The following is a 17,064-nucleotide window of genomic DNA, read 5'->3' as shown; positions in this document are numbered from 1 at the left end:
GAGAAGTCGATGGCAGAAGCATATAAGCAAGCGGGAGTGAATATCGAAGCAGGTTATGAAGCGGTTGACCGGATCAAGAAACATGCACTGAGAACAAAACGGCCAGAAGTACTGGCGGGACTTGGCGGATTTGGTGCGATGTTTGATCTGTCAGGTTTCTCACACAAAGAACCGGTCCTTGTATCAGGAACGGACGGAGTAGGAACGAAATTGATGCTCGCATTTGCGGCTGATAAGCATGACACAATTGGTGTAGATGCAGTTGCCATGTGTGTGAACGATATCGTTGCGCAAGGTGCTGAGCCGCTTTATTTCCTGGACTATATTGCTTGCGGCACACTTCACCCTGAAAAAATAGAACAGATTGTAAAAGGCATCGCGGACGGCTGTGAGCAGGCAGGATGCGCGCTTATCGGGGGAGAGACAGCTGAGATGCCAGGCATGTACAGCAGCGAAGAGTATGACCTTGCTGGTTTTACAGTGGGAATTGCTGAGAAATCTAAGCTGATTAACGGCTCTAATATCGGGGAGAACGATGTGATGATCGGACTTGCTTCCAACGGACTGCACTCAAACGGCTTTTCTCTTGTTCGAAAAGTTTTACTAGATGATGCTGGACTAGACATGAAGGAACAATATGACGGGTTGTCTAAACCGCTTGGTGAAGAGCTTCTAACCCCAACAAGAATCTATGTAAAACCGTTATTGGAAGTCTTTAATAAATTCGATGTAAATGGTGTGGCTCACATTACAGGCGGCGGTTTTATCGAAAACATCCCGCGTATGCTGCCAAAAGGACTTGCTGCAGAAATTGATTATGGCTCATGGCCAGTTCCTCCAGTTTTTGATTTGATCGAAGAAAAAGGCAGCCTCACACGAAAAGAGATGTTCACGACGTTTAATATGGGAATCGGCATGGTTCTTGCTGTCTCAGAAGAGAACATGCTGCCGATCATCCGTCTTTTAGAAGAAACAGGCGAGAAGCCGTACATTATCGGACGTGTTAAAAAAGGTGAAGGCGTTATTTTTGGCGGAGGATCGATCGAATGAAAAGAATAGCTGTGTTTGCTTCAGGAAGCGGAAGCAACTTTCAAGCGATTGCAGACGCTGTGGAAAATGAAACGCTTATGGCTGAAATACAGCTTTTGGTATGCGATAAGCCCGGAGCAAAAGTCATCGAAAGAGCCCGTAAACTTAACATCCCTATTTTTACTTTTGTACCGAATACATTTGCCTCAAAAGCTCATTTTGAAAAAGAGATTGTGAATGAACTTGAAGCACATAGCGTTGAGTTTATTGTACTTGCAGGCTATATGCGGCTAATCGGTAACGTACTGCTGGATGCTTTTGAAGGAAGAATCGTAAACATCCATCCCTCTTTCCTGCCGGCATTTCCAGGCAAGGATGCAATCGGCCAGGCTTTAGAAGCGAATGTTGCAGAAACAGGCGTTACCGTTCATTATGTAGACAGCGGAATGGACACAGGCCCGATCATTGAACAAGTGAAAATTCCGGTATTGCCTGGAGATACAAGAGAAACGCTGCAGCAGCGTATACAGAAAGCTGAACATCAATTGTACCCAGCCATCATAAACAAACTATTACAAAAAGACACGGTAGGAGGCAATGTACAATGACTATTAAACGAGCACTAGTTTCCGTATCCAACAAAGAAGGCTTGCTTCCTTTTGCAGAAAAATTAGCGAGTCATGGCGTCGAGATCATCTCGACTGGCGGAACGAAAAAAGCATTAGAAGAAGCAGGAATTCCGGTAATCGGGATTTCCGAAGTAACAGGTTTTCCTGAGATCATGGACGGCCGAGTAAAAACGCTCCATCCGAAAATTCATGGCGGGCTTCTTGCAGTCCGTGACAATGAAACACACAAACAAGCCATGCAAGAAAATGAGATTGCACCTATCGACCTTGTTGTCGTTAACTTATATCCGTTTAAAGAAACGATTGCAAAAGAGAATGTAGCATTTTCTGATGCGATTGAGAATATTGATATCGGCGGACCGAGCATGCTTCGTTCTGCAGCAAAAAATCATGCTTATGTAACAGTTGTAGTAGATCCAAAGGATTATGAGACAGTTGCTGGTGAATTAGAGAACGCAGGTTCAGTAAGTGAAGAGACGCGCCGCAGACTTGCAGCAAAGACTTTCCGCCATACAGCAGCGTATGACTCGCTAATCGCGGAATACTTAACAGCAGCGGTAGAAGAAGAACACCCAGAATCATTTACTGTCACGTATGAGAAGAAGCAAGATCTTCGCTACGGGGAAAACCCTCATCAAAAAGCGGCGTTCTATGCAAAACCGCTTGCGGGAGCACTTTCACTATCAAACGCTGAGCAGCTTCACGGCAAAGAGCTTTCATACAACAACATCAATGACGCTGATGCAGCGCTTTCTATCGTAAAAGAATTCGTTGACCCAACTGTGGTTGCAGTGAAACATATGAATCCATGTGGAGTGGGGACTGGATCGACAGTGCTGGAAGCTTATACACGTGCATTCGAAGCAGACCCGGTTTCAATCTTTGGCGGAATCATCGCTTCAAATACAGAAATAGATGCAGAGACGGCAAAGAAGTTGGCTGAAATTTTCTTAGAGATTATTATAGCTCCTTCGTTTACAGACGAAGCTTTAGAAATTTTAACAAAAAAGAAGAACATCCGACTGTTAAAGCTGGATTTTACAGAAGGAAAAGGAATTGCTAAAAAAGTTACGACTGTTTCTGGCGGGATGCTAGTTCAGGATGAAGACGTTTATGGACTAGATGATGCAAACGTGACAATTCCTACAAAGCGCCAGCCGACTGAGCAGGAATGGAAAGATTTGAAACTCGCATGGAAAGTTGTAAAACACGTTAAATCAAACGCGATCGTACTTGCAAAGGACGAAATGACAGTTGGCGTTGGTGCTGGTCAGATGAACCGAGTTGGTGCCGCGAAGATTGCGATCGAGCATGCTGGCGAACGTGCAAAAGGTTCTGCGCTTGGTTCAGATGCGTTCTTCCCGATGGATGATACTGTTGAAGCTGCGGCCTGCGCTGGAGTAACAGCAATCATTCAGCCAGGAGGGTCAATTAAAGATGAAGATTCAATCAAAAAAGCAGACGAACACGGCATTACTATGGTGTTTACAGGCGTAAGGCACTTTAAACATTAAGCTTTTTTCGTGTACTATTTTGCTTTTTCGGAAGTAGTTGATTTCCGCTCCAGGATGCTCGCTTTCCGCGAGGCGGGCGGTGAGCCCCCTGCCGCTACGCGCTTTTAGGGGTCTCACCTGTCCCACTCGTCCCGCAGGAGTCTCGCACCTTGCGCTCCAATCAACTTGTCAATGAAGCGAATGAAAGATTTACCATGAGCAACAATCTTTTAGGAAAAGGAGGATTTGCTAATGAACGTTCTTGTCATCGGAAAAGGCGGACGTGAGCATGCGCTTGTTTGGAAGTTTGCCAATAGCCCAAGTGTGTCACGCGTATATGCCGCACCAGGTAATCCTGGAACTGAAAAAATAGCCGAAAATGTATCGATTAAGGAAAACGAGATTGATGAACTTGTTTCTTTTGCAAGATCAAAAGAGATCGATCTGACGTTTGTTGGACCAGAAGTACCTCTACTAAACGGAATCGTAGATCAGTTTCAAGAAGCGGGACTTAGAATCTTCGGACCGTCAAAAGCTGCGGCACAGATTGAAGGAAGCAAGTCTTTCGCCAAAAATCTGATGCAAAAGTACGGCATACCCACTGCATCTTCTGAAACGTTTACTAATTATGATCAGGCGCTCAGCTATGTAAGAGAAAAAGGTGCCCCTATCGTGTTAAAAGCGGACGGTCTTGCAGCAGGAAAGGGAGTTATTGTTGCAACGACGCTGGAAGAAGCTGAAGATGGCTTGTACGAACTTATGGTAGACAAACGGTTTGGTGCAGCTAGCGAAAAAGTTGTGGTCGAGGAATTTTTAGAAGGTGAAGAGTTCTCGTTAATGTCATTTGTACATGACGAAATCGTCCTTCCGATGGAAATCGCACAAGATCATAAGCGTGCGTATGATGGTGACGAAGGACCAAACACAGGCGGCATGGGAGCTTATTCACCTGTTCCGCAAATTCCTGATGCAGCGGTTCAAAAAGCGATTCATGACATTGTGCTGCCGACTGTTGCAGCAATGAAAAAGGAAGGTACACCATTTACAGGCATTCTTTATGCGGGTCTGATTTTAACAAAAGAAGGACCAAAAGTGATTGAGTTCAATGCACGTTTTGGCGATCCAGAAACACAAGTGATTTTACCGAGGCTTGAAAATGATCTAGGAGAATTGCTGGTCTCATTGTTAGATGGCAAAAAGCCAGAGTTAAACTGGACTGATGAATCTGTTCTAGGTGTAGTCCTTGCATCAGCCGGGTATCCTGTTTCATCATCTGAACCTCAGCTTATTAAAGGTCTTGAAGAAATCAATGAGGACACAAATGTTTTTCATGCAGGTACAAAACGCTCAGATGATGCACTAATGACAGATGGCGGCAGAGTGCTTCTGGCTGCCTCAAAAGGTCATTCACTTGAAGATGCTCAAAGAAAAGTTTATGAAGAAATGAAAAAGATTACGTGCGAAGGATCCTTCTATCGCAAAGATATCGGTTATAAAGCTATTTCACACGTCTCTTCTTAATAAAAACAAATGAAATAGCGATGATTCCGCCAATAAGCAGTATATAAAGAAAAGCAGTATCCATTAAGTATTCATAGTTCATTAGATTTTCTCCTTTTTAATCAAGCTGACTTACCGAAGAGACATCTGCGGCAAGTCAGCTTTCTTTTATTGGATTTGGATGAGATGACGCTGAATCGGTAATAGGTGATGCTGTATCTGCTGGTTTTGGAGGCTGAATAATAGTAAGCGGCCGCCACCTTCTTAATAGCTGCATGCCAAGAAATATGGTTACTCCTGCTAAGGCGTAAACGATATAAGGCGCAGCATTCTCTCCACCTGCTGAAAGCTCGAAAAGCCTTCCGCCTAAAAAGTTTCCAATCGCCTCCCCAATCCCTGTAAACACACTTGCCAGTCCAAAGAACATGCCAAGAAAACGTGCAGCGGCAAGCTGAGAAATAGAGGTATCAAGAGTAGGCATAAGCAGCATTTCGCCAACGATAAAGAATAGACCGGCAAACACAAAGAAAAATAAAGTGTTTGCGAAAAACAAACTGCCAAGTGATAATCCGATAAAAACAGTGCCAAGTCCGACAGATGTAAGAGGGTGAATGTTTCGGATGATATTTTTGGTGATAAGTGTTTGAACGAGAATGACAGTAACGCTGTTAATCGTCCAGATGATGCTGATATCTTTACCGTTCTTTAAGACGCTTTCGGCACGCAGCGGCAAGACGAGTGCAAACTGAACGTAGAGTGCCCAAACAAAGATAGTAGCGATCACAAACACAAGAAACGGAATGTTTTTAAGCGCCTCTTTATATTCACTCCACTTCACCTCTCCGCAATTTTCGTCCCCGCATCCAGCCGGCAGGAAGAACCAGCTTATAATACTGGCACTTACATAAATGACGGCAGCAGTGATAAAAATGAGTCTGGAGTTATCCGTAAATAAAGCAAATACCGTTAAGCCTGCAAGAGCCATCCCGATATTTGCAAAAATGCCACGAAGTGAAAACGCAGTAGATCTCATGTCTTCTTTTACAAGTGAAGAGATAAAAGCTTTTGTTGAAGGAGCATTTAGACCAAGACCAAAACCACTGACAGCTGCTGTTAACAAGACAAGATAGTACGTTGAGAAATAGGCAAAACCAATTAAACCAGCAGCCCTAATCAGCGCCCCAATCGCAATAATAAAACGTCTTCCTGTACGGTCAGCTAAAATTCCTCCAACCACACTCCCTGTTTGCATGAACATCGAAATCACTGCAAGAGTAAATCCGATCTGGGCAGCTGTAAGCCCAGTCTCTACTTTTAATAAAATTGGCAGAACAGGCAGAACGAGATAGGATCCGAGATGTGTAATAAATACAATGATCAAAAGACTTAGAAGCGGCCGATTGCCTTTTATAATCGAATGTGTCGGCATCATATGCCCCCTAACATTTAAGAAGGATTAAATGGTGAACCTTCTTTTGCGATCGTACCTAAATCCATATCGTTCATTTCTTTGCTTTTGTGAAGCAGGTCAGTCATCGGACAATAACGTACGATTCCTTCTGCAACCTTCATGGCTGCCATCATAATCATTAGAATGTAAGACTCTTTGTAAGGCTTTCTTGTTAATTTAGCCGTGTAAACAGAGAGTAAAGTCAGACCAGCAATAATACGAATCATGCTGTTTACTAAACCAATATTTTGTTTCATTGAGATACTCCTTTCGATTTTTACCAATTTGCTTGGTGATTATGGTATTCTTGAAAAAACGAAATTTTCAGAGAAGACAGGTGAATCCAACATGAACCAACACATCGCGTTTTGGAATAAGTCACAAATGCGCAAACAAGTGGCCGTCATTCAAGGTGAAATGGCACCGTCTCTTGTCCTAAAAAACGCGGCTTACCTTAATACCGCCCTAAAAAAATGGACGAAGGCAAACATCTGGATTTTAGAAGACCGTATCGTCTATGTAGGCGAAAAGCTGCCAGCTGAAGATACGGGTACAGAGTATACGGATCTTGATGGCCGATTTGTTGTGCCGGGATACATTGAGCCACATTGTCATCCGTTTCAACTTTATAATCCCCAGACGCTCTCCCGATATGCATTACAGCGCGGGACATCTGTATTTTTAGCCGATAACTTCATGCTTCTTTTTGAAATGAATATTTCGAAAGCGCTTTCTTTTATGGAAGACGTCAACGATATGCCTGCTAATTTCTTTTGGTGGTGCCGTTATGACGCACAAACAGAGCTAGCGGAAGAAGAGAAGTATTTTTCGGAAACATCGATAAGAAAGCTGCTCGAAAGCCCGTATGTATTACAAGGAGGAGAACTGACGAGCTGGCCGCGGGTTCTTCACGGAGATGACACACTTTTACACTGGATGCTGAAGACGAAGAAAGCGGGCAAAAAGATTGAAGGGCATCTGCCGGGAGCATCAGAAAAAACGTTAACAGCGATGACGCTGCTTGGTGTAGATTGCGATCATGAAGCGATGACAGGAACAGAAGTGATGGACCGACTGAATGCAGGTCTTCAAGTGTCACTTCGATATTCCTCAATTCGTCCGGACCTTCCTAAACTGCTGCGTCAGATGAAAGAAGAAGGAATCACAAACTTTGAACGGATTTTCTTTACGACTGACGGATCAACTCCTGCTTTTTATGAGGAAGGTGTTACAGATAAAATGCTTGAGATCGCATTAGAGTCAGGAATAGATCCAGTGGATGCCTACATGATGGTTTCGTATAACGTTGCAAGATATTACGGAATGGAACATCTATTTGGGATGGTTGCTCCAGGACGTGTAGCACACTTAAACATTTTAGATGATATAAACAATCCTCTTCCTGTTTCAGTTTTGGCTAAAGGAAAATGGATGAAGCGGGATGGAATCGATACAAGTAAAGACGAAGAATTTGAGTTTGATTGGGAAGCCCATGGCATCTCGCCAAGAAAGATTGATTGGGAGCTGCATGATGAAGATTTTCAGTTTTCTGGCCTTGTCGGCATAGAAATGTACAATAGTGTCATCACACGGCCATATAATGTATCGATCAATCCTTTTTCTGAAGAGATTAACGAAGAATCGGATGAATGTTTCTTGATGCTGATCGATAAAGATGGAAAGTGGCGGACCAACACGATCGTAAAGGGCTTTGCTAAAAATTTGTATGGTTTTGCAAGCTCGTACTCTAATACTGGAGACCTTCTCATAATCGGAAAAAGCAAAAAGGATATGTCTTTGGCGTTTGAACGATTAAAGGAAATAGGAGGAGGTATCGTACTTACCGAAAAAGGCAAAGTGATAGCTGAGATAAATCTTCCTTTAGCGGGAGGAATGTCGAATCTTGCTGTAGAAAAACTAATAGAGGAAGAAAAAGCCCTGACGAGAGCGCTTAGAGACCGGGGCTATCAATATGAAGATCCGATCTATTCTCTTCTATTCTTTTCTTCAACACACTTGCCATATATCCGCATTACGCAAAGAGGCATTTACGATGTTAAAAAGAAAGGGTTACTCTTTCCTTCGATTATGCGTTAATATAGAAAAGGATTGGGCAAAATAATGATACAAAGGTAGTGAGCCCAATGAAAAAGTGGTACGTGATTTTGATGTCTATGATCCTTGTATTTACGCTGTCTGCATGTAAAGACGCAAAAGATAAGGTGTTAGAAGACGGCAAGGTTGATAAAGCCGAAGCTTCCGATAAGAAGAAAGATAAGAAAAAGGAAGAAACCTTTACTTCTGTCTATCCACTTACTGGTATTGGGACGAACGACGAGGTCGATCAGCGTGCGGTAGCGGTAATGGTGAACAACCACTGGAAAGCAAGACCTCAATCAGGACTTCATAAAGCCGATATTGTGTACGAAGTATTAGCTGAGGGAGAACTTACTCGTTTTCTGGCAATCTTCCAGAGCGAGATGCCGGAAACAGTCGGACCAGTCCGCAGTGCGAGAGACTACTATATTGAGCTTTCCCGCGGATACCACGCCCTGTATATTGCACATGGATACAGTCCAGAAGCGAAAGAAATTCTATATAGCGGTACGATCGATCATCTGAACGGCATGGACTACGATGGCAGCCTTTTTAACCGAGCTGATTTCAGAAAGGCGCCTCACAACTCTTACATCACCTCGGAAAATATTTTAAAAGGAATGGATAAAGTTGGAGCAGATCAAACAGACGATCTGGATATGCTCCCATTTCTGACAAAATCGAGTTCCGTAAATATTGAAGGCGAACCAGCCAAAGTCGTTACGGTTGATTATGGCCGCGGAGAAACAGTAGGATTTACGTACTCCGAGAAAAAGAAAACGTACGCTAGAAGCAGCAACAATGAACCGACAATAGATAGGGAAACTGAAACTCCAATCTCAGTGAGCAATGTATTTATCGTAGAGGCAGCTCACCGGGTTATCGATGATGCCGGCAGACGCGAAATCAATCTAACTTCAGGCGGAGATGCGATTTTGATTCAAAATGGTGTTGCTCAGAAAATCTCGTGGAAAAACGAGAATGGCAGAATCGTTCCGGACGGCGGAGCGTTCATACCGGGCAAAACCTGGATCAACATCGTGCCTAGCGGTATGAAGAATTCAGTAAAGATGCAATAGAAAAAAGGAGTGCATGTTTCATGCAAATTGATAAACTACGTGGAAAAGCGCTGGATCAGCTTTTTGAATCTGTTCTTTCGCTTAAGGATATGGAAGAATGCTATCGTTTCTTTGACGACCTTTGTACGATGAACGAGATTCAGTCACTCGCACAAAGACTTGAAGTGGCGCGCATGCTTCGTGAAGGTAAGACATATCACAAGATCGAGAACGAAACGGGTGCAAGCACAGCGACAATTTCGCGTGTGAAGCGCTGTCTGAACTTCGGGAACGACGCATATGCGATGGTCCTCGACCGCGTTCATGAAGAGGAAGAAGCGAAATAAATAATGAGGAAAAACCTGCTGCGGCAGGTTTTTTTGTTTGGAAAACTTAGTGGCGTGGCGGTGGATTTTGTTGCGGGGTGTCGATTCGTGGTTAAATTTAAATTAACGTGGGATTAATGCCGTTTTTCGTAGGATTATTCAAATTAAGCCAGGAAATAATTCATTTAACGTGGGATTCCGAGAAGGAGAATAAAAAACGCCTCCGAATAAACATTTACATCCCTTGACTGGAATATATTAGGGTGTTTCGATACTTATTTTCAGGAGGTAAAAGATGAAAGTATTGCGCTTAGGTCACGCCATGTATGTTTTAACGAGTAAAGTGGGTAAAAATTACTTGATTGATCCGTTTTTTGACATGAATCCAGGCTGTCCCGCACAATATCAGACAGAAGAGTTTATGAAATCGATAGACGCGGTGTTTCTGACACATGGTCATTTTGATCATACAAGCGGTTTGCAAAAGCTTCTTAATTCACATCCTGATTGTTTAGTAGTGGCACAATATGAAATAGCGATGATCCTTTTACAGAAGGGCGTAAAAAATGTCTATCCGATTAACTTAGGCGGAAGCATTCATTTAGAGGATGTTAAAGCCACTATGGTACAAGCAAAACATACATCGAGTTACGGCGAAACAGAGGGAACGCCGATTTATGCTGGTGAAGCAGCAGGCTACATCTTTAACTTCGATAACGACCATACGCTCTACCATTCAGGTGACACGGCGATTATGTCGGACATGAAACTTATCCAAGATGTTTTTGAACCGACGATTGCCATACTTTCGTCTTCTGGTCATTTTACGATGGGTCCGAAAGAAGCAGCATATGCGGTTAAGAACTTGCTGAATGTTGAATATGTCATTCCTAGTCATACCTTCCCGACAAAGGAAAAAGCTTCTTCCCCAGAGGTTTTAGAAGCACTGTTAAAAGCTTTTCCTATAATAGATACGATGATGGACAAAGACCAGGATCTCGCTGCTGAACTAAAGAACTATCCAAAAACTGAAGTAATTGTGATTGGATATGGAGAAGAGAAGGAATTTAATATTCAAGATTCTAAGATAAAAATTTAAGCGGATTATGTAAAAGGTATAAAAAAAGGCTAACATCAAAAGGGATTTAAACCCTTCAGATGAGCCTTTTTTTGGTTAACCCAGAGCACCGTACGCTGAATAAAAAATCAAATAATATACAAAATACAAATATTGATAAGACGAAAGGAGGACACAACATGAAACTAAAGAAAATCGTACTCGGTTCACTTTCGGCAGTACTTTCACTTAGTCTTCTATTCGGATGTTCAGATCCAAGCCAAGATGAGCAAGAACCAGATCCAAGCGAAGAACCTTCTGAACAGAACGATGAACTAGATCAAGATGATGATAAGAGCGAAATGCAAGAAGAAAAAAAGGATAAGTAATTATTAAAAAAGCATTAACCAAAGGAATGTGGTCAATGCTTTTTTTATTTTTATAAATTCTTCCTGCTTATTTAAACTCACCCTTCATCAAGCTCATCTGAACCTGGTCGCGGCATTCTCCGCGTATCCATTCTGCTTGCCGGACGATGCCTTCTGCCTGAAAGCCAAGCCGGCGTGCGAGTTTGATGCTTTTTTCATTTTGAACAGCTGCCCTTAATTCCACACGGTTCAGCATCAGCGTATAGAACGCGTACATAAGCATCCCCCGTACAGCCCGCTGTGCAATGCCATGTCCTTCAAATCCAGCGCCAACCCAGTACCCTAGCATTCCCGACTGATTATGCCACTTGATATCATATAAAGCGACGGATCCTGCAGCTTGGCCACGATACCAAATAAACAGAACAACATCTGTTTGTTCTTTCATCTTTTTATTAACCGTTTTGATAAATTGTTTCATTTCTCCGTTTGATTGTGTGTAATCCACCCATCCGATCCATGGTCCAAGATGCTCGCGCGAATGCTCGAGCAGCATAAAAATAGATTCGGATTCTTTCAAGTCTGCTTGTTTCAGCATGATTTCGTCGTCAATTTGCCACATGAGCACAGGCAATCCTCCCCAAACTGAAGTATGAACTTCACAATCTTTCCACATGATGAATCATAGAGTGAGAACTTGATTTTTGATATAATGCAGAAGTACAGAAAACGGCCTGTTATAAAAGCAGGCACGGGTTGTTTTATTAAAGCTGTTTTCGTAAACTTTGCTGCTTTTGGAAGTGGTTGATTTCCGTTCCAGGTTGCTCGCTTTCCACGGGGCGTGCGGTGAGCCTCCTGCCGCTTTGCGCCGTTAGGAGTCTCACCTGTCACACTCGTCCCGTAGGAGTCTCGCACCTTGCACTCCAATCAACTGTCAATGAAGAACCAAATGTTCAGGTAGCATTTTTTCAGAATACAGCCTTTATTCATGAAAGGAAGAACACCATGTTTGATTATAGAGAATGGAAGCATGTGTTTAAGCTTGACCCAGATAAAGAGATCAGCGACAGCGACCTTGAGATGATTTGCGAAAGTGGTACAGATGCTGTCTTCGTCGGCGGATCTGAAGGGGTAACGCTTGATAACACACTCGATCTTATGTCACGAATCCGCAGGTTTGCAGTTCCTTGTGTACTTGAAGTTTCAAACATTGAATCCCTTACACCCGGATTTGATTTTTACTATATTCCGACCGTTTTAAATGCGAAGGATGCAAACTTCATAACAGGATTGCATCACGAAGCCTTAAAAGAGTACGGCGACATTATGAATTGGGAAGAGATTATTACGGAAGGGTATTGCATCTTAAATCCCGATTGTACGGCGGCTGAGCGTTCGAATGCTAATGCAGATCTAACGGCAGATGATGTTGTAGCATATGCCCGTATGGCGGAAAAAATGTTTAAGCTCCCTATCTTTTATTTGGAATACAGCGGGGCTTATGGCGATGTGAATATCGTTAAACAGGTAAAAGGCGTACTTGAGAATACAGTCTTTTATTATGGAGGCGGAATCACATCTGCAGCACAGGCAAGTGAAATGGCGGAATTTGCTGATACGGTTGTAGTCGGAAACATCGTGTATGACGATCTGAAAGCTGCCATCGAAACAGTAAAAGCGGTTAAGGATAGAACTTGAAAAAAACAGCAAAATAAGCGAAAATTAAATGAGAATATATGTTCGGGCGGTGAATGAATAATGAGTATGCATCAAATGATTGAAAAGCTGTTAACGGGGCTTAACCCTGAGCAAAAAGCAGCGGTAAAACATACAGACGGGCCATTGCTGTTAATGGCGGGAGCGGGAAGCGGTAAGACGCGTGTGCTGACACACCGCATCGCATATTTAATGATGGAAAAAGAAGTGGCGCCATGGAACATCCTGGCGATCACCTTTACGAATAAAGCAGCAAGAGAGATGAAGGAAAGGGTAGCGAAGATTACGGGCCCTGTAGCGGAACAGATCTGGATATCAACGTTCCACTCCATGTGCGTACGTATTTTACGCCGTGACATCGACCGTATCGGAATCAACCGTAACTTTACGATTTTAGATGCGACAGATCAATTGTCGGTTGTAAAAGCAATCCTTAAAGATTTAAACTACGATCCGAAGAAATACGAACCGCGCGGCATCTTAAGTTCGATTTCATCTTTAAAAAATGAACTGAAAACAGCATCTGACTTTGCGAAGGTTGCAAACGGCCATTTTGAAGGTGTCGTTCAAGAGGTTTATGAAAACTATGAAAAGCGCTTAAGAAAGAACCAGGCGCTTGATTTTGATGATCTTATCATGACGACGATCCAACTGTTTGCGAAAGTTCCTGAGGTACTTGAGTTTTATCAGCGTAAGTTCCAATACATCCACGTCGATGAGTATCAGGATACGAACCGTGCACAATACATGCTTGTCAAAATGCTTGCTGACCGTTTCCGCAACCTTTGTGTTGTCGGAGATTCCGATCAGTCGATCTATGGCTGGCGCGGAGCGGATATTGCAAACATCCTTTCTTTTGAAAAAGATTACAACGATGCAGAAGTTATTTTGCTCGAACAAAACTATCGTTCTACGAAAAAAATTCTTCAAGCTGCAAACAAAGTCATTGAAAACAACATGAACCGCAAGCCGAAGAACCTTTGGACAGATAATACCGATGGAGCCAGCATCACCTACTATCAAGGTGACGACGAGCAAGGTGAAAGCTATTACGTAACAGGAAAGATTCGTGAAGCTGTAGCATCCGGCAAACGGTCTTACAACGATATTGCGATTCTTTACAGAACAAATGCACAGTCGCGTGTAATAGAGGAAGTTTTAATAAAATCTAACATTCCTTACAACATTGTCGGCGGCACGAAGTTCTATGACAGAAAAGAGATTAAGGACATCCTTGCATACCTTCGTCTGATCTCTAACCCTGATGATGATATATCCCTGACTCGAATCGTGAATGTTCCGAAACGAGGGATTGGTGCGTCTTCATTAGATAAAGTCGCTCAATATGCGGCTGCAAATGATTTGTCGATGTATCAGGCACTTTTAGAAGTAGAACAGATCGGACTTAGCGCTCGCGCAATAAACAGTTTAAAAGAGTTCACAGACTTTATTACAAACTGGACACGCCAGCAGGAATTCCTTTCTGTTACTGAGCTCACAGAAGAAGTATTGAGCAAAACGGGTTACCGGGAAGCTTTAAAAGCTGAGAAAACGATCGAAGCACAAAGCCGTTTAGAGAACATTGATGAATTTATTTCCGTTACACAGGACTTTGAAAAAAAGCAGGATGACAAGTCACTGATCGCTTTCCTTACTGACCTTGCTCTTGTTGCGGATATAGATAAGCTGGATGAAGAGGCTGAAAAAGAAGATAGACCGAAAGAATATGTTGTTCTTATGACGCTTCACTCTGCAAAAGGTCTGGAGTTCCCTATTGTATTCCTGATGGGACTTGAAGAAGGAGTATTCCCGCATAGCCGTGCTCTTTTTGAAGAGAACGAAATGGAAGAAGAACGCCGTCTTGCATACGTAGGAATTACACGTGCTGAAGAGGAGCTTTTCTTAACAAACGCGAGAATGCGTACACTTTATGGACGTACAACTACGAACCCGGAATCACGGTTTATCGCTGAGATTCCTGCTGATTTAATTGAAACAGAAGTAAAAGAAAAGCCGTCTGTTCCTTGGAGTGCTTCGGCTCGTTCCGGTGGTGGATCGACTCCTTCATTCATGAGTCCGAAAAAGAAAACCGTTACACCTGTCTATCAATCTTCTGGCGGGGAAAAACTGGATTGGAGAGTAGGCGACAAAGTCAAACACCGTAAATGGGAAACGGGAACAGTAGTAAGTATGCGCGGTGAAGGCGATTCACTGGAACTGGATATCGCATTCCCGCAGCCTGTTGGTGTGAAAAGACTGCTTGCTAAATTTGCCCCGATCGAAAAAGAGTAAGAAAAGAAGGAGTGGAACGGGTTGAACGAAGAACACGCAAAGAACCGAATCCTGGAGCTCCGGGAGCTTTTAGAAAAATACAATTACGAATATCATGTACTGGACAAACCGTCTGTACCTGATGCTGAATATGACCAGCTTATGAAAGAGCTGATCGAACTTGAGAATAATCATCCTGAACTCCATGACGAGCATTCGCCTACATCCCGTGTAGGCGGTGCTATTTTGGACTTTTTTGAAAAAGTTGAGCACACTGTTCCAATGCTTAGCCTTGGAAATGCATTCAACGATCAAGACCTTCGGGATTTTGACCGCCGTGTGCGCGATGGTGTCGGCGATAACGTTACTTATGTTGCCGAGCTTAAGATAGATGGACTTGCGGTTTCTCTCCTTTATGAGGATGGGAGATTTATTCGCGGTGCTACCCGCGGCGACGGCACAATCGGCGAGGATATTACGAACAATTTAAAAACAATTCGTTCCATTCCATTTAAGCTGAAAGATCCTGTCATGCTCGAAGTGCGCGGAGAAGCGTTCATGCCGAAGAAGTCATTTCAGAAGCTTAATGCTCACCGTGAAGAGGAAGGGCAGGAGCTTTTTGCTAATCCAAGGAACGCAGCAGCAGGGTCATTGCGTCAGCTTGATCCGAAAATCGCAGCTAGCCGAAACCTGGACATCTTCCTATACGGAGTTGGCAAGCTGGAAGGCCAATCGGTAGATTCTCATGATGAGAGCTTAACGTATTTGAGCCACCTAGGTTTCAAAACGAATCCGGAGTGGAAAAAATGCGGTAACATCGATGAAGTGATTGAGTATGTGAACGGCTGGCAGGAGAAACGTCCAGATCTTCCGTATGAAATTGATGGCATCGTTATTAAAGTTAACTCGTTATATCAGCAAGAAGAATTAGGTTTCACCGCGAAAAATCCACGCTGGGCGATCGCATACAAGTTTCCAGCTGAGGAAGTAGTGACAAAGCTTGAAGGAATCGAGCTTAACGTCGGCCGTACTGGTGTTGTTACGCCAACCGCATTACTTCAGCCTGTTTTAGTAGCAGGAACGACAGTCAAACGCGCTTCATTACATAATGAAGATCTGATTCGCGAAAAAGATATTAAAATTGGTGACTATGTTGTTGTGAAAAAAGCGGGAGACATTATCCCTGAGGTCGTTAACGTCATAACTGAGCGCAGAACGGGAGACGAGACGGATTTTAACATGCCAACAGAATGCCCGGAGTGTGAAAGCAAGCTCGAGCGTTTGGACGGTGAAGTGGCACTACGCTGCTTAAATCCGCAATGTCCGGCACAGATCCGTGAAGGCTTCATTCATTTTGTATCCAGAAATGCGATGAACATCGATGGACTTGGTGAAAAGGTAGTCGCTCAGCTTTTTAAAGAAAAACTGATTGATAATGTTGCAGATTTATATAAGCTTGAGCGTGATAAACTGTTAGAATTAGAACGTATGGGTGAAAAATCTGCAGACAACCTGCTTGCAGCGATCGAGAAATCAAAAGAAAACTCATTAGAGCGTCTCCTTTTCGGACTCGGGATCCGTCATGTAGGAGCAAAAGCGGCTAAAACGATCGCACAGCGCTTCGAAAAGATAGAAACCTTGATGGCAGCTACGAAAGATGAACTTTTAGAAGTAGAAGAAATTGGTGAAAAGATGGCTGATTCTATCCAACTGTACTTCTCGAAGCCTGAAGTTAAAGAGCTGATGGAAGAACTGCAGAGCCTTGGTGTGAACATGACATACAAAGGACCAAAGCTTATTAAAGTTGAGGATCTGGACACGCCGTTTGCAGGGAAGACCGTTGTCCTGACTGGAAAGCTGTCCATTTTAACCCGTAATGAAGCAAAAGAAAAATTGGAGCGCTTAGGGGCAAAAGTAACCGGAAGCGTGAGTAAAAATACAGATATGCTGATAGCCGGAGAAGATGCTGGATCTAAGCTTGATAAGGCGAAAAAGCTTGGCATCGATGTCTGGGATGAACAGCAATTGGTTGATGAGCTAAACAAATAAAGATTGGCGAGAGCTAACCAA

The 17,064-nt window shown here is 43.2% G+C and carries 16 protein-coding genes; 12 read left to right on the top strand and 4 right to left on the bottom strand.

All coding sequences use genetic code 11. From position 1 onward, the window contains the following. The first annotated feature begins 9 nt into the window (after positions 1-9). The 4 genes from purM to purD all read left to right on the top strand — a co-directional run bounded on the left by purM (position 10) and on the right by purD (position 4,672). Entirely contained in the window at positions 10-1,050 is a 1,041-nt protein-coding gene (gene purM / locus UN64_RS17410; RefSeq protein ID WP_077365149.1) for a phosphoribosylformylglycinamidine cyclo-ligase, read from the top strand. Then, positions 1,047-1,637: a phosphoribosylglycinamide formyltransferase gene (purN, locus tag UN64_RS17405; protein ID WP_077365146.1), complete on the top strand. Its 591-nt coding sequence runs from the start codon at positions 1,047-1,049 to the stop codon at positions 1,635-1,637. Before purM ends, purN begins: the two co-directional genes overlap by 4 nt. Further along, positions 1,634-3,172 carry a bifunctional phosphoribosylaminoimidazolecarboxamide formyltransferase/IMP cyclohydrolase gene (gene purH / locus UN64_RS17400; RefSeq protein WP_077365143.1) on the top strand — a complete coding sequence of 513 codons (1,539 nt, stop codon included), beginning with the start codon at positions 1,634-1,636 and terminating at the stop codon, positions 3,170-3,172. The genes purN and purH overlap by 4 nt, the downstream gene beginning before the upstream one ends. A 231-nt stretch (positions 3,173-3,403) precedes the next feature. Continuing rightward, positions 3,404-4,672: a phosphoribosylamine--glycine ligase gene (gene purD / locus UN64_RS17395; RefSeq protein ID WP_077365140.1), complete on the top strand. Its 1,269-nt coding sequence runs from the start codon at positions 3,404-3,406 to the stop codon at positions 4,670-4,672. Here the strand turns inward: purD and UN64_RS21510 are convergent. From UN64_RS21510 to UN64_RS17385, 3 genes are read right to left on the bottom strand one after another with little or no spacing between them, the layout of a single operon-like run. Continuing rightward, on the bottom strand, positions 4,650-4,754 hold the full coding sequence (locus tag UN64_RS21510; RefSeq protein ID WP_369073186.1) for an EYxxD motif small membrane protein: 105 nt from the start codon (positions 4,752-4,754) through the stop codon (positions 4,650-4,652). The genes purD and UN64_RS21510 overlap by 23 nt on opposite strands. Before the next feature lie 54 nt (positions 4,755-4,808). Then, complete coding sequence (locus tag UN64_RS17390) at positions 4,809-6,080, bottom strand: MFS transporter (RefSeq protein WP_171978958.1); 1,272 nt, start codon at positions 6,078-6,080, stop codon at positions 4,809-4,811. A 17-nt stretch (positions 6,081-6,097) separates the two neighbouring features. Continuing rightward, positions 6,098-6,358 carry a YgaP family membrane protein gene (locus UN64_RS17385; protein ID WP_066285761.1) on the bottom strand — a complete coding sequence of 87 codons (261 nt, stop codon included), beginning with the start codon at positions 6,356-6,358 and terminating at the stop codon, positions 6,098-6,100. 91 nt (positions 6,359-6,449) lie between these two features. Here UN64_RS17385 and UN64_RS17380 point away from each other — a divergent pair, with 91 nt between their 5' ends. From UN64_RS17380 to UN64_RS17360, 5 genes are all read left to right on the top strand, one after another. Further along, a complete protein-coding gene (locus UN64_RS17380) occupies positions 6,450-8,198 on the top strand; it encodes an adenine deaminase C-terminal domain-containing protein (RefSeq protein WP_077365135.1) in 1,749 nt (582 codons plus the stop codon). Positions 8,199-8,245: 47 nt separating this feature from the next. Next, positions 8,246-9,277 carry a DUF3048 domain-containing protein gene (locus tag UN64_RS17375; protein ID WP_139343190.1) on the top strand — a complete coding sequence of 344 codons (1,032 nt, stop codon included), beginning with the start codon at positions 8,246-8,248 and terminating at the stop codon, positions 9,275-9,277. 20 nt (positions 9,278-9,297) lie between these two features. Further along, positions 9,298-9,603: a YerC/YecD family TrpR-related protein gene (locus UN64_RS17370; RefSeq protein WP_066285765.1), complete on the top strand. Its 306-nt coding sequence runs from the start codon at positions 9,298-9,300 to the stop codon at positions 9,601-9,603. 274 nt (positions 9,604-9,877) lie between these two features. Continuing rightward, positions 9,878-10,681: a metal-dependent hydrolase gene (locus UN64_RS17365; protein WP_077365129.1), complete on the top strand. Its 804-nt coding sequence runs from the start codon at positions 9,878-9,880 to the stop codon at positions 10,679-10,681. A 158-nt stretch (positions 10,682-10,839) separates the two neighbouring features. After that, positions 10,840-11,028: a hypothetical protein gene (locus UN64_RS17360; protein WP_066285774.1), complete on the top strand. Its 189-nt coding sequence runs from the start codon at positions 10,840-10,842 to the stop codon at positions 11,026-11,028. Positions 11,029-11,095: 67 nt separating this feature from the next. Here the strand turns inward: UN64_RS17360 and UN64_RS17355 are convergent, their stop codons facing one another. Next, a complete protein-coding gene (locus tag UN64_RS17355; RefSeq protein ID WP_077365227.1) occupies positions 11,096-11,629 on the bottom strand; it encodes a GNAT family N-acetyltransferase in 534 nt (177 codons plus the stop codon). Between the two features lie 383 nt (positions 11,630-12,012). On the opposite strand from UN64_RS17355, the gene pcrB reads away from it, so the two are divergent. The 3 genes from pcrB to ligA all read left to right on the top strand — a co-directional run bounded on the left by pcrB (position 12,013) and on the right by ligA (position 17,043). After that, positions 12,013-12,705, top strand: a complete 693-nt coding sequence (pcrB, locus tag UN64_RS17350) for a heptaprenylglyceryl phosphate synthase (RefSeq protein WP_077365127.1) — start codon at positions 12,013-12,015, stop codon at positions 12,703-12,705. A 66-nt stretch (positions 12,706-12,771) separates the two neighbouring features. Beyond that, a complete protein-coding gene (pcrA, locus tag UN64_RS17345; protein ID WP_077365224.1) occupies positions 12,772-15,015 on the top strand; it encodes a DNA helicase PcrA in 2,244 nt (747 codons plus the stop codon). Between the two features lie 21 nt (positions 15,016-15,036). Beyond that, a complete protein-coding gene (gene ligA, locus UN64_RS17340; protein ID WP_077365124.1) occupies positions 15,037-17,043 on the top strand; it encodes an NAD-dependent DNA ligase LigA in 2,007 nt (668 codons plus the stop codon). Positions 17,044-17,064: the final 21 nt, after the last annotated feature.

It is taken from the genome of Fictibacillus arsenicus, from assembly GCF_001999465.1.
GTDB classification, from domain to species: Bacteria; Bacillota; Bacilli; order Bacillales; family Fictibacillaceae; genus Fictibacillus; species Fictibacillus arsenicus.
This window is presented reverse-complemented; position numbering and strand designations above follow the sequence as displayed.